Source organism: Acinetobacter sp. RF15B (assembly GCF_007558235.1).
Lineage (GTDB): Bacteria > Pseudomonadota > Gammaproteobacteria > Pseudomonadales > Moraxellaceae > Acinetobacter > Acinetobacter lwoffii_C.
On the sequence record NZ_VLSR01000004.1, the window covers coordinates 200,007 to 214,302 of the forward strand.

Here is a 14,296-nt window from a genome sequence, read left to right on the forward strand (position 1 = left end):
CATGCATAAATCTGTCCGTCAATCCATGGCATGGTTACATTCATGGTTAGGTTTAAGCTTTGGCTGGTTACTCTTCGGCATTTTTTTAACAGGCGCCGTCACCTATTACCGACATGAGATCAGTATATGGATGCAGCCTGAATTTGCCTCAATACAAGTCAGTCAGGAAACTGCTTTAAAATCTGCTTACAGCTATTTACAGCAGCATGCACCGGACGCCCAAAACTGGTATATCGGAGTCGCCAATCAAGACTCACCTGTGAATAAAGTCTACTGGCAAAAAGCAGATGGCGGCTATGAAGTTAAAACCCTGGATGCCTCAACAGGAAAAGAATTAAACCTCTCAGCCACACAAGGGGGCGATTTTTTCTATAATTTCCATTTTCAGCTCTACGGTATGCCCTACACGATTGGTCGCCTTATTGTGACAATTGCGGCCTTTATCATGTTACTGACTCTGATTTCAGGAATTATCACCCATAAAAAAATATTAACAGACTTTTTTACCCTAAGAGCCTTTAAAGGACAGCGCTCCTATCTGGATTTTCATAATGTCAGCTCAGTGATAGCCCTGCCGTTTTTTTTGACCATGACATTTACCGGGTTGGCGATTTTCTTTTATATAGTGCTGCCTTCTGGTATGAAAAAACTGTATCCAGATAATCCCTTTCAATATTTTGAAGAAATTCGCACGGTCAATGTATTAGCAAAGCCTGTGGCACATGTGAAAACCGAGATGCTGCCAGTTCAACATTTCATCACCACGGCGCAGCAACATTGGGGACAGGCAGAATTTGACCATATCACGGTCAAGCAGCCCAATACCCAGCTGGCACAAATAACCTTGACTCAACTCAAAGATCATTCGATTACCCGAAATCAGGTACAACTTATTTTAAATGCTGCTACCGGAAAATTGCTTGAAAATACACGAAATGAAAGTGCAATTGCCACCTTAAATGCCAGCATGTATGGTTTACATATGGCACGTTTTGCCGAGCCTGCTTTACGTTTAGGATTGTTTTTCTCTGGCCTATTAGGCTGTGGTATGATTGCCTCCGGACTGCTGCTCTGGAGTCTGAAACGCCAGATACAGAAAAAATCAGCGCGGTTTCATCTCGGCCACTATTTGGTTAACCGTTTGAATATCACTATAATCATTGGCTTGCCGCTTGCCATGCTGGGATATCTCTATGCAAATCGTTTCATCAGCATCCCTGCAGGTGCACCGAATTATGAGATTTATAGTTTTTTCAGTATTTGGTTGGGGAGTTTCATTCTGGCCTGTATAACCCCACAGCAGCATATATGGAGAATGCAGCTTAAAACCCTGATCTGTGCCGCTTTCATGCTTCCGCTCATCAATGTTTATTATTTAGTTTCCCAGCAATATATTGATTCTTTTCCAACTTACTGGCCATTTCTACGGATCGATCTAATGCTATGGATTTTGGCAATTCTTGCTCTCTTTTTACACCAGAAAATTACGCCCATTCAGCAAAAGGCTATTAAGAAAATCCAGACCAAACTAAAAGCTACACAGCAGGAGTCTTCCATATGATATGGATCGCAATCATGGGGCTTTTATGGCTAAGCTGTTTTGGTTTTTATGCGGTAAGTGAAAAGCAGATTATAAAAACCCGAAAATCTCACTATTCTTTTTTAACCACTTATCCTAAATGTACTCGGTTTGCTGCGGGTATTTTTTTAGTCAACGCGATGTTTCTGTTAGGCACACAGTTTAGTCCGAGTATTGGCTTTGTGGCTGTATGGGTATTTCTAAGTCCTATACTTTTTATCTTTATTTTAAAAATAAACAACTTAAAAAATATGAATATTTGATTTGCACTATATCTCAGTCCAAATATAAAACTGATATAAATTCCTGCCCCCTAAACTTAAAAGCCCTCATAAAAAATTATGAGGGCCTAAAAAAGCGGTGATTATTTGAAAGTAATCATGACTGTTTTAATGCGATTTTCTTCTAACTCTGTGACTTCAAAGTCCGTATCTTGATATTGCACACTTGAACCTACGTCTACTACGCCATTACACTTCTCCAGCATTAAACCTGAAATACTGATGTAACCAGAATCTGGCTTAACAAGGTCTAAGCCTGATTCAAGCTCAAGTTAATATAGATCTAACCTACCTGATGCTCTGCAAGTACGATCATTTACTTAACTAAATCAAGTTGCTCATCTACATCAGGGAATTCTCTAGCAATCGCTTCAAACACATCCAGCGGAGAAATTAGCCTGGCTATGCCCTAACTCATCATTGCCTAAAACCAATATGAAGCTTTAGAGGTGCGCAAGGTATTAATAGCATCAATCACTTTCATTTTTTCAAATATATAGATTGGGCGGTGACTATCAGAGCTTTCAACTGCTCTTCATTTTCCAGAACCTCTAATATTCCTTTGCACAAACCACATTCAAGACTTTATCCAGACACCCCGGCATACAGGAAATAAACTATGAGGCATAGACAGTACCTGCTCACGAATTTTATCAGGTGTCTCACCAATCTCTATCCACGAAATTTGACTGCGTGGTGTCATGATAGAAGCGATTGATCTTTTAGCCAGGGTCAAATACACATACCCTAAATACTAAATAATTATTTAAATTAAAAATTATTTAGTATCCTAAAAATTGGATAAAGATCTGGAGGATTCGGATAGCTGCATAGGATGAATTTCGCTTCAATGAAGGAAATACCCTAATGGACTAGAGGATATAACAATGACCTCACGCAGCATTACTGAATGGCAAGACTTCATTAAGAACTGTATTGATTTTCGTCCACACGATGGTGTGTTCCGCATTGCTCGAGAAATGTTCACTGAAGCTGAACTGTTTGACTTGGAGATGGAGCAGATCTTTGAAAAAGTCTGGATTTATGCCTGTCATGAAAGTGAAATTCCGAACAACAATGATTTTGTGACGGTTCAAATTGGCCGTCAACCCCTGATTATTAGCCGCGATAGTAATGGTGAACTTCATGCCATGGTCAATGCGTGTGAACACCGCGGCGCCACCTTGACACGTGTCAGTAAAGGAAACCAGGCCACATTTACCTGTCCTTTCCATGCTTGGACCTATAAATCTGATGGTCGCTTAATTAAAGTTAAGGCGCCAGGCGAATATTGCGAACACTTTGATAAAACCACACGTGGTCTTAAACAAGGCCGTATTGCCAGTTATCGTGGTTTCGTATTTGTCAGTTTAGATAGCCAGGCGACGGATTCTTTAGAAGATTTTTTGGGCGATGCCAAGGTCTTTCTTGATTTAATGGTTGAGCAGTCACCAACGGGTGAACTTGAAGTATTACAAGGTAAATCAGCTTATACTTTTGCAGGCAACTGGAAACTCCAAAACGAAAATGGCCTAGATGGTTATCACGTCAGTACGGTGCACTATAACTATGTATCGACTGTTCAGCATCGTCAGCAAGTCAATCTCGAAAAAGGAGCTGACTTAGATACCTTAGATTACAGCAAATTAGGTGCAGGTGACTCTGCAACTGATGATGGCTGGTTCAGCTTTAAAAATGGTCATAGTGTATTGTTCAGTGATATGCCCAATCCAACAGTCCGTCCAGGTTATGACACTGTAATGCCATACCTTTTAGAAAAATATGGAAAAAAACGTGCCGAATGGGCCATGCATCGTTTAAGAAATCTGAATTTGTACCCTAGTCTGTTCTTTATGGATCAAATCAGTTCACAGTTACGTATTATCCGTCCTGTAGCATGGAACAAAACCGAAGTGATTAGCCAGTGTATGGGGGTTAAGGGTGAATCTGCCGAAGCACGCCGTAACCGTATCCGCCAGTTTGAAGACTTTTTTAACGTGTCAGGTCTAGGTACACCAGATGACCTTGTGGAATTCCGTGAACAACAAAAAGGCTTTCAAGCTCGACTTGAACGCTGGAGCGATATTTCTCGCGGTCATCATACTTGGGAATATGGCATTACCCAAAATGCTCAAGATTTAAATATTAAGCCAGTCATTACTGGACGTGAATTCACCCATGAAGGCTTATACGTTAATCAACACGGTCAATGGCAACGTTTAATGCTCAATGGCCTAAATAAAAAAGCGTTAAAAATGCAAGATGTGACTTTTGAGCAACACACTATCAAGGACGAGGTGTAATCATGACTGCTGAACTTAACTTTGCTGTTTCTCAGTTTTTAATCAAAAAAGCCGAACTCTGTGACACCTATGATTGGGATGCTTATCTTGATCTATATGATGAGGATAGTGAATACCATATTCCGCAGTGGATTGATGACCATAACTACGTCCAGGATCCGAATCAGGGCTTGTCCTATATTTATTATGAAGACCGTACAGGCCTAGAAGACCGAATTTTTCGTATCCGTACCGGTAAGGCAGCCTCTGCCACTCCTTTACCCCGCACCTTACACATGATTAAAAATGTTCGGGTCAAAGAACTGGATGATGGCTTAATTGAAGCAAAAGTAGCATGGCACACCCTGTATAACCGTCAAGGTTTAGAAGGTAGTTTTTATGGTCATGCCACGTATACCTTACGCAAAGCTGAAGAGAGCTTCCGCATCCGTCGTCAACATACAGTATTACTGAATGACAAAATTGACTCGGTCTTAGACTTTTATCATGTTTAAGGATCAATAGTATGACTCATTCAGTGGCGCTCAATTTCGCTGATGGTAAAACTTTTTTCATTTCTGTACATAATGACGAATTGCTGCTCAATGCAGCCATTCGTCAAGGAATTACCCTGCCTTTAGATTGTCGTGAAGGGGTATGTGGAACCTGTCAGGGCCAGTGCGAAAGTGGGGCTTACGAACAGGAATATGTCGATGAAGAGGCACTCAGTGAACGTGATTTGGCAGAGCGTAAAATATTGGCATGCCAAACCCGAGTGAAATCCAATGCTGCATTTTATTTCGATCATAATTCAAATCTTTGTAATGCCGGCGAGTCTTTAAAAACTGCCACCACAGTGACTGCTGTAGAACTAGTTTCTGAAACCACGGCCATTTTGCATGTCGATGCCAGCAGTTATAAACAACCTTTGCACTTTTTACCCGGTCAATATGCACGTCTGCAAATTCCAAATTCTGAGGACTGGCGTTCGTATTCTTTTGCCAACCGGCCTAATGCCACCAATCAGCTGCAATTTTTAATTCGTTTGCTGCCAAACGGTGTGATGAGTAATTACTTACGTGAATACTGTAAAGTCGGACAGACCATTTATATGGAAGCTCCTTTAGGTAGTTTCTACTTACGTGAAATCGAGCGCCCCTTGGTGTTTATTGCTGGTGGTACGGGATTATCTGCCTTTTTAGGCATGCTGGATAATATCGTTGAACAGCCTAATGCCCCAGATGTACATCTTTATTATGGCGTGAACCAAGAAGCCGACTTGTGTGAACAGCAACGCTTACATGCCTATACCGAACGGATGCCTAATTTTAAGTATCAACCAATCATTAGTAAGGCTTCAGATAATTGGACCGGTAAAACGGGTTATATTCAGGACCATTTAAATAAAGACCAGCTTGCAGAGCAAGCATTTGATATGTATCTGTGTGGCCCGCCACCAATGATTGAAGCGGTCAAAGACTGGCTGGAGGATCAAGCCTTACAGAACTACCGCCTTTATAGTGAAAAATTCTTGCAAAGCAATACCAGTCGCCTTTAACAACAAGCTTTGTAGATAAAGGCTTAACTTTTGTAGTGCTGAATCAATGCAGCATGAAATCAGCAGTTTTAAATAAATCTAAAATACCCACTTAAGGAAAGTAGCATGGAACGCAAACAAATTAGTGATCTGGTCAAGCAAATGAATGTAGACAGTGCCACTGGACCTGTGGATACACGTGTACAGGAAATTATTGTACGTTTAGTCACAGATCTTTTTCAGGCCATTGAAGAGCTCGATATTCAACCTTCTGAAGTGTGGAAAGGCTTAGAATATTTAACTGATGCAGGACAAGCTAATGAACTGGGCTTACTCGCAGCAGGCTTGGGACTAGAGCATTTTTTAGACTTGCGAGCTGATGAAATCGACTTAAAAGCAGGTATCACTGGAGGCACGCCACGCACCATTGAAGGTCCTCTATATGTAGCAGGTGCGCCTGAGTCGGTAGGTTTTGCACGTATGGATGATGGCTCTGAGTCTAATAAAATTGATACTCTTATTATTGAAGGGACAGTAACTGATACAGAAGGCAACCCGATTGAAAACGCCAAAGTCGAAATATGGCATGCAAACAGTTTAGGAAATTATTCATTCTTCGATAAAGCTCAATCAGAATTCAATTTACGTCGTACGATTTTTACCAATGATAAAGGAAAATATGTAGCATTAACTACAATGCCGATCGGTTATGGTTGTCCTCCAGAAGGTACTACACAGGCTTTGCTGAACAAGTTAGGCCGTCATGGCAATCGCCCTTCTCATGTGCACTATTTTGTATCTGCACCTGGATTCCGTAAGCTGACCACCCAGTTCAATATTGAAGGTGATCAATATTTATGGGATGACTTTGCTTTCGCAACACGTGATGGTTTAGTCGCAACAGCAGTAGATGTTACCGATTCAAGCGAAATTAAACGTTATGGCGTAGATAGACCGTTTAAACATATTACATTTAATATCTCTCTGGCCAAAGACAGTGTTTCAGCGCCTTCCGCAGAAGTTGAACGTCGTCGCTTATGTGCATAGTGCTCTTTTACTCTCCACTTGAACTGAGTTTTAATCTTGATTCAAGTGGGGAGTTCTAAATTAAGCTAAATTGAATTATCTCATTTCCCATTTTTCTAATCTTCTCACTTCAAAATAAATATTTTTTATCCTTAATTATTGTACTGTTCTCTAAAAAACTGATGTATCTATTATCTCCAATCCTATTTTATTAAAAGAGATAATTTATTCCTAAAAAACCTCTAGTCCTTTAGCACAATCGTCTCTTTGTAAAATATTTCCTTCACATATCATTTTTGAGCTATTTAACTAAATATCCCATTTATCTAATTTGGAAAAAATGGATGGTGTTTAGGAATTTCTGGATAGTTTAAAAGAATCAAAAAGCGTTCAATCAATACTCTGAAAAAAAATTTCAAGTGAATGGAATATAGCAAGCAAGAATCAATTTCTCTAAGGAAGGTATGGGATGACAGATCAGCAAAGACCAACAGTAAGATCAAAAAATCATTTATATTATTCAGTATTTTAAGTGATATAAGCTGATGATGAAAAGTCTTATCATTTTATCTATAGCTAAAATTTTAAAGATTATATTCTAGGACTGAATACGATTCGGTAATACCTTTAAGGCTGTTGATGGTCACGAAAATAAAGCAAGTAAAGCTAATTTTATTTGAAGCTATACATTTCAACATGCACTATCTCAAAGGTTTAGCTGTGCACTATCTTTGAATTGATTATGACGTTAAATATAGCACTGATTTCAAAAAGAAACTTTTTTGTAAATTACAGTAAAGAATTCTAAAAACTTTAAAGGAATAAAGATGAAAACAATTGATCTTAATACGGTGATAGACCGTGAAAAATTATCACCATTACAATGGCTCGTATTTACACTAGGCTTTTTAGTATTTTTTTGCGATGGCTTAGACACTGGTATTATTGGTTTTATTGCACCTGCATTATTAGATGATTGGGGGATAAGCAAACCCCAACTTGCACCAGTATTGAGTGCCGCTCTAGTCGGTATGTCGATTGGCGCTATTCTGTCTGGCCCTCTTGCTGATAAATTTGGGCGGAAAAAAGTTATTACTTTCACCACATTACTTTTTGGTGCATTTACAGTTTTATGCGGATTTGCCACGTCAACACAAGAATTGATGATTTACCGGTTCATTACTGGTATCGGCTTAGGTGCAGCCATGCCAAATATCAGTACAATTGTTTCAGAATATATGCCTGCAAAACGTAAAGCATTTTTAACCGGATTGGCGGGTTGTGGATTCATGCTGGGAATTTCTTGTGGTGGCCTTCTATCTGCTTATTTATTAGAGAATTTAGGCTGGGCTAAAGTCATTATTATTGGTGGGATTGTTCCCCTTATTCTGGTAATTATACTACTAGCCAAATTACCAGAATCACCACAATATTTAATCAAAAACAATCAACCTTCAAAAGCTCAGCATATTTTAGAGATGATTCAAGGAAAGCCTTTTCCCGATAGAATCACAATTAGACTGGCTTACACTGAAGTACAGTCTACTCAAAATCCTGTTAAACAAGTTTTAAGTAAATATTTAGTAAGTTCAAGTATGTTATGGCTTTGCTGCTTTATGAGCTTACTAGTTTTTTATCTTTTAACCAGTTGGATGCCAGTTATTTTAAAAACAGCAGGTTTTACCACTCAGCAATTCAGTTTAATTGCCGCTATATTTCCTTTTGGTGGAGTCATTGGCGCTATAATTATGGGCTGGTATATGGATAAGACCAATCCGAATACAGTTATTCGATACTCTTATCTGATTGCTTTTGGCTTATTTATTGTAGCTGGCTTCATAAGTTCAGACATATTTTTATTTGGAGTTACCATATTCTTAATTGGTGCCTTGCTTACTGGTGCTCAATCCTCCTTACTACCTTTAGCAGCTATTTCCTATCCTTCAACCTGTCGAGCTGTAGGGGTATCATGGATGCATGGCATTGGTCGAATTGGAGCAATTCTAGGTGCTTTCTTCGGATCCTTAATTTTCACATTTGATCTGAGCCTGAGTGGTTTATTCTACATCCTTGCAATTCCTACATTTATTTCTTTTATTGCTTTAAGCCTAAAAGTCCTAAGTGAGAAATCAAAATACTCAGAACAAGCTGAAATTAAAGAAATAGCTTAAATTATTATAAGAGCATTAAAAGCCAGATTTAAATCTGGCTTTTAATCTTTACATTTTTAGTCTTTTAATGAAGCTCTTTAAATTTGTTTTTAGTATCACTTGGCTTTTCTCCAAACTCCTCACGATAATCTTGAGAGAATCGACTTAAATGATTAAATCCCCATTTAAAAGCCAATTGTGAAATAGAGATTCTTTTATCAACACTCGGCGTACATAAAGATTTATAAATTTGTTGTAAGCGATATTTTTTTAGATAAGCCAAAGGGCTTGTTCCATAATAGGTGTGAAATTCTTCATATAATTTTGACTTCGAAACTCCTGCTAATTGTTGCAAAGTATCGACACTAATTTCCTCACATGCATGAGTAATTATAAATTTATGTACTTTTTGAATATAAGCAGGCTGTTGTTGATTCGATACTTGTCTAAGCTGTTCTGAATAATTATTTTCTTGAAATAGCAACAAGGTTTTAATGATAAAGTTTTCATAGTCTTCAGCAAGCAAAGACAATCCATGAGAATTAATATACTGAGATTTTGAGTTTAAAAAATCCTGTATATTTTTCCACCACAAAGTCGTAAGTTGCTGCGAATCAAAATGCATTCTTGGGCTAAAAATAACAGACTTTTCAACAGGTTGCTTAAGAATATCTGCTAATACAAGATGTAAACTTCTTTCAGGAATGACGACTTGAAGTTTTTTACAATTTTTATCAATTGTAAGATCTTGCAACTGGGCATTTGAGATAATAAGTCCAGTTTTTTCGTCTGAATAATATTGTTCTCCCCTCATATTTAAAATCTGTTTACCACACAGAGGCAGGCTAATACTATAAGCTCTGAGATGGGAGGTATTGATTGCCACATTTGCACCATAGGAAATGGTGCCAATCGTCATTCGCTTACTTGGCAAGCGCATGCCATCATAATGAAAATCTAAAGTATTTCGATAACTGGTATCTAAGCGATGTTCGCCACAGATGGTAGACATAAGATCTTGAGCAAAGTCGGCTTTTTTCGAATAATGCTTTAATTCAATATCCTGTTGGCTTAGTGAGTGCATTCCTTTTCACCTAGCTAAAATTTATAATATTTTTCCAATATATCAGCTAGACACACTATTTGAATAGATCAATTCTATATTTGAATGATTAAAATTCGTATCGAATATTCTTTAGTTTACAAATTTATTTAATGCTAAATTGAAAATAAATATAATATTCACAATCAAAGTTATAAAGCCTATTATTTTAAAAAAAGAATAACTTCTATACCTTCTGGATATTTATTTATACCCACAACGGGCTTTGTTACATAAAGCATAGAAAGATAGAGTTCTTCTGGGGCACTCAAATTTAAGTGACAATTGGGGTGTGAGGTTGGCCTAATTCTGTAAATTTATTTAAGATGGCTATACGTGCGTGAATCTCCTTGATTTAACTACCGAAGTTCTTAGCACTTAGCTTATCTCCCTATCATTTTATGCCATACATTTTGGTTTCTACCAAACTACGTCGATGATACCCAGACCACTTTTCCCCAATCATTCTTCCTAAGAATTTACAAATTTTCAATAATTCATTTCTATCTAAAGATCCTTATTTTTTGTCTTTCTGTAGTTTTGCATTTGTCTTGGTGGAATTATGGCAGGTGCTTGATGATCTTAAATGAGCTATCGGCAGTATTTAATGTCATAAGCTCTATTGGGATAGATAGAATCTATGCCTTCATCAAATGGGATTTGATCCAGTCAATCACAGAGTACCTGTGAATCGCTGATATCGTTCGGGATGAACTGGTATCTATTTGCAGTGTTTTAGCATTCATACCAAGATGAAGCTTAAGCCATGAGCGGTGATATTCAGGCTGATGCTTCTTACGCTTTCATTCACTCTCACTTAAAAACCTCAAGCCAGTAGAGCCAACGATTAGATGAACTCCATCATTACTTTTCTGGTAGCGAATCGAAATATCAATATGCTTTTGTCTTCTACAAAGCATGGAATAATCTGGCGCTGTCCCCTCTAATTTACAGAGTCTAATGACGCTCTGAACAAAACCTGTGACCATGCGTAAAGAGAGTCGAAATAGAGATTTGATCATGAGCAGCATTGTATAGCTGCATCACAATAGGTTTGATTTCGTCCGTGTTTACCTTGTGGTTGAGCATACCATTGAGTAGTGAGATCAAACCAAATTGATAGGTTTCCTTGATTGATCAGGGCTGTATTGTAAGAGGGACAATTCGTTGTACGGTAGACTTTAGATATGGGCTTATTCATTTGGAAATTATATTGCTGAATAAGCCGTCATCAATAGGTTTGTGCAACAAAGCCTATCTGAACAGCTATGCTTTTTTGCCATCAGGCTTCACACGAAAATATAAGCCTTCGCCGTCCAGTTCCCGATACTCTTTTGACTCAGGTTCTAGGTTAGCTAATACGGTATCTGATAGCGGCCTGCGTTTTATGTCGGTTCTTTTCATGAGCTTGTACACCCGTGAGTTCAATAAAATATGCAATGTACAAGGCAGTGTACACCGTGCATGTACACTATAGATAGTTATATTTAGTTATGTTCAGGCAAGAAAAAAGGCTTAATCCTTTTAGAATCAAGCCTTTTCGCTTTAAACTTGGCATGTTTCGCCATGTTTTGTTTTGAATTTTGGTGGAGGTGGCGGGAGTTGAACCCGCGTCCGCCAGCACTACGCTCGAGAATACTACATGCTTAGATATCGTCTATTGTTTTAACTCTTTGTGACCCGACGAACAGGGTACAAATCGCGATCCTCTTAATTTAGTACAAAACCCCGAGGCTTGGTTTTATACGGACTTGTGTGCTTGCGCTTCAGTCGGGATCTCTAACCACAAGTATTCAGAGATGCGGACAAGCTGCCCTTAGGCAGCTAGAGCGTATGATTCGTCGTTTGCGACTATTAAAATGCAAATTTGATTTACGAGAGAAAATGCGCTCTCGACATGCATCTATGAGTTTCATCACCAGCGTCGAAGCCAGAAACACCCCCAAAGTACGATTCATCATAGCATAACTGTGAAGAATTGCGATGCCATTTTTCAAACAATTACACTTTGATGTGCCTTAATTTAATAATTGCGCTAATATTTTGTTTTTCAAGTCCTCTAAAAGAAACATTCATGAGCTATTTATTGGCCCTTGATCAGGGAACGACTTCAAGTCGTGCGATCATTTTTAATGAACATGGACAGGTTCAGGCAACGGCTCAACGCGAGACCCATATCCAGACGCCATATTCAGGCTGGGTCGAACAGGATGCACAGGAAATCTGGAGCTCCCAAATTGCAGTCGTCCAGCAGGCACTGGCTACAGCGCGCATTCTGGCCAAAGATATTAAAGCCATTGGACTGACCAATCAGCGTGAAACCACAGTGGTATGGGATCGCCGTAATGGTAAACCCTTGGCACCCGCCATTATCTGGCAGGATCGCCGGGCAACCGATTGGTGTAATCAGCTGATCCAGCAAGGCCTTATGGATCAGGTACAACAAAAAACCGGATTACGTATAGATCCTTATTTTAGTGCTGGCAAACTGGTTTGGCTACTGGCAAATATTGATGGATTGCGCGCCCTAGCTGAGCAGGGGCATGTGGCTTTTGGCACCATTGATAGCTGGTTAATCTGGAACCTGACCCAAGGTGCCGAGCATATTATTGAAGCCAGTAATGCATCCCGTACCATGCTGATGAACTTGCGCAATCAGAGCTGGGACGAAGAGTTATTAGAACATTTTAATATTCCGGCCTCTATCCTGCCAAGAATTGTGAGTTCCGATTGCTATATTGCAGATACTGCACCCGGTTTACTCGGTGCGACTATCCCCATCACCGGAATTTTAGGTGACCAGCAATCAGCCCTGTTTGGACAGTCATGTTTTGAGCCTGGTACTGCCAAAAACACCTACGGTACTGGCTGTTTTATGCTCTTCAATACCGGCCATGATATTCAGTTCAGTCAAAATAAGCTCCTTTCTACTCTCGCCTGGCAGGCACAGGACAAAACGACCTATGCACTAGAAGGCAGTGTATTTATGGCTGGCGCAGTAGTACAGTGGCTGCGTGATGGTCTCGGTATTATCCAAAAAAGCAGTGATGTCGAAAAGCTCGCCAGTACAGTCGTTGATACAGATGGAGTAGTTCTAGTGCCTGCCTTTACCGGACTCGGTGCACCGCACTGGGATAGCGAAGCCCGCGCCCTGCTCTGTGGTATGTCACGCGGCACCCATAAAGCCCATATTGCCCGTGCCGCGTTAGAGTCAATTGCCTTTCAAGTTTCAGATGTATTGACCGCAATGCAATCGGATATTAGCCATCCCTTAAAAGAATTACGCGTTGATGGCGGTGCCAGTGGTAATGACATGCTGATGCAGTTTCAGGCAGACCTGCTAAATGTACCGGTATTACGTCCGAAAATGCTGGAGTCTACCGCTTGGGGTGCCGCAGCAATGGCGGGCTTAAAATCTGGCGTATTTGCAAGCTTTGATGAAATTGCACAGTCATGGCAACTCGACCGGGCCTTTGAACCCAAAATGCAGGATGACAAACGTGCAGCACATTTAGCCAAATGGCAAAATGCCTTAAAGCGGGCAAAGTCAGATTTATAAGCCTGATAAAAACCGCTGTCTACTACCGGTTTTCTATTGAATATTTTCTTACTTACTACTTTATATTGCGCTGAGATCAACACCTGGGGAGAGTTCAAAATGAGTTTTACTGGCTTGTTATTTTTTGCGGCCATGAATGATGGTACATCTTGATAACAATCCCCGATAGAACAATGTAAGCTGAAAAGTTAAATCTATAAGCACCTCTGCTTAGAAAGGTGCTTATATACTCAGCTCATAGCCAACCTTGAGCTGCCAGATGGATTAATATGCATAAGAGGCAATAGCTGTAGCAATCGGCTTGTCTTCGTTATTGACCATAGTCATACGCATGGTACAGCCCTTACGCCCCAATCTTAAGGTTTCTGCACGGGCAATAAAATATTTCCCGCGTCCCGGTGCCAGATAGTCTACCCGCATATCCACTGTTGCCAGTCGTGATACTTTTTTAATGGTCTCGGCAATGGTCTCCGGTCCTGCCTTTTTATATAGCTCTCCCATGGCCACAATTCCGCCAATACTATCGAGTACCGTGGCTGCCAGACCACCATGCAGAATCTGGAAGGCCACATTACCAATCATAAAGTCCTGCATCTCAATATAAGCTTCAATCTGACCATCGACGATCCGCATGGTCATACCATTATGCTTAAAAAAAGGAGAGGCATTAAAAGCATGTACCAACTGATTTAAAACCACATCAATATCCACCTTTGCTCCTAAATGTATACTACCTGTCCAGTTTTTCTCTGTCTTAGTCATAAGTCTGTCCGAAGCCAC

The 14,296-nt window shown here is 39.8% G+C and carries 10 protein-coding genes, 1 other RNA gene and 3 pseudogenes; 8 read left to right on the forward strand and 6 right to left on the reverse strand.

Annotated elements, in window-relative coordinates:
• The first annotated feature begins 1 nt into the window (after position 1).
• Together E2K74_RS04670 and E2K74_RS04675 are read left to right on the forward strand one after the other, a co-directional pair.
• A complete protein-coding gene (locus E2K74_RS04670; RefSeq protein ID WP_151206547.1) occupies positions 2-1,561 on the forward strand; it encodes a PepSY-associated TM helix domain-containing protein in 1,560 nt (519 codons plus the stop codon).
• On the forward strand, positions 1,558-1,842 hold the full coding sequence (locus E2K74_RS04675) for a hypothetical protein (protein ID WP_151206549.1): 285 nt from the start codon (positions 1,558-1,560) through the stop codon (positions 1,840-1,842). The genes E2K74_RS04670 and E2K74_RS04675 overlap by 4 nt, the downstream gene beginning before the upstream one ends.
• A 101-nt stretch (positions 1,843-1,943) precedes the next feature.
• On the opposite strand, the pseudogene E2K74_RS04680 reads toward E2K74_RS04675, so the two are convergent.
• Positions 1,944-2,596, reverse strand: a pseudogene (locus E2K74_RS04680) (transporter associated domain-containing protein); the annotation flags it as partial.
• Between the two features lie 151 nt (positions 2,597-2,747).
• Between E2K74_RS04680 and antA the strand changes: the two are divergent.
• From antA to E2K74_RS04705, 5 genes are all read left to right on the forward strand, one after another.
• Complete coding sequence (gene antA, locus E2K74_RS04685) at positions 2,748-4,163, forward strand: anthranilate 1,2-dioxygenase large subunit (protein ID WP_151206551.1); 1,416 nt, start codon at positions 2,748-2,750, stop codon at positions 4,161-4,163.
• A gap of 2 nt (positions 4,164-4,165) precedes the next feature.
• Complete coding sequence (antB, locus tag E2K74_RS04690) at positions 4,166-4,657, forward strand: anthranilate 1,2-dioxygenase small subunit (RefSeq protein ID WP_151206553.1); 492 nt, start codon at positions 4,166-4,168, stop codon at positions 4,655-4,657.
• 11 nt (positions 4,658-4,668) lie between these two features.
• Positions 4,669-5,700: an anthranilate 1,2-dioxygenase electron transfer component AntC gene (antC, locus tag E2K74_RS04695; protein ID WP_151206555.1), complete on the forward strand. Its 1,032-nt coding sequence runs from the start codon at positions 4,669-4,671 to the stop codon at positions 5,698-5,700.
• 105 nt (positions 5,701-5,805) lie between these two features.
• The gene (gene catA, locus E2K74_RS04700; RefSeq protein ID WP_151206557.1) at positions 5,806-6,726 is read left to right on the forward strand and encodes a catechol 1,2-dioxygenase; all 921 of its coding nucleotides are present in this window, start codon (positions 5,806-5,808) and stop codon (positions 6,724-6,726) included.
• Positions 6,727-7,532: 806 nt separating this feature from the next.
• Entirely contained in the window at positions 7,533-8,876 is a 1,344-nt protein-coding gene (locus tag E2K74_RS04705) for an MFS transporter (protein WP_151206559.1), read from the forward strand.
• 64 nt (positions 8,877-8,940) lie between these two features.
• Here the strand turns inward: E2K74_RS04705 and E2K74_RS04710 are convergent, their stop codons facing one another.
• The 4 genes and pseudogenes from E2K74_RS04710 to ssrA form a co-directional block, all read right to left on the reverse strand.
• Positions 8,941-9,939: an AraC family transcriptional regulator gene (locus tag E2K74_RS04710; protein WP_151206560.1), complete on the reverse strand. Its 999-nt coding sequence runs from the start codon at positions 9,937-9,939 to the stop codon at positions 8,941-8,943.
• A gap of 292 nt (positions 9,940-10,231) precedes the next feature.
• Positions 10,232-11,158: pseudogene (locus tag E2K74_RS04715) on the reverse strand (IS5 family transposase).
• Between the two features lie 68 nt (positions 11,159-11,226).
• A pseudogene (locus tag E2K74_RS04720) lies at positions 11,227-11,361 on the reverse strand (Arm DNA-binding domain-containing protein); the annotation flags it as partial.
• 180 nt (positions 11,362-11,541) lie between these two features.
• Positions 11,542-11,901, reverse strand: a transfer-messenger RNA (tmRNA) gene (gene ssrA, locus E2K74_RS04725).
• Between the two features lie 130 nt (positions 11,902-12,031).
• On the opposite strand from ssrA, the gene glpK reads away from it, so the two are divergent.
• The gene (glpK, locus tag E2K74_RS04730; protein ID WP_151206562.1) at positions 12,032-13,516 is read left to right on the forward strand and encodes a glycerol kinase GlpK; all 1,485 of its coding nucleotides are present in this window, start codon (positions 12,032-12,034) and stop codon (positions 13,514-13,516) included.
• A gap of 264 nt (positions 13,517-13,780) precedes the next feature.
• Here glpK and E2K74_RS04735 read toward each other — a convergent pair whose 3' ends face one another.
• Positions 13,781-14,278 carry a thioesterase family protein gene (locus E2K74_RS04735; protein ID WP_151204233.1) on the reverse strand — a complete coding sequence of 166 codons (498 nt, stop codon included), beginning with the start codon at positions 14,276-14,278 and terminating at the stop codon, positions 13,781-13,783.
• Positions 14,279-14,296 lie beyond the last annotated feature (18 nt).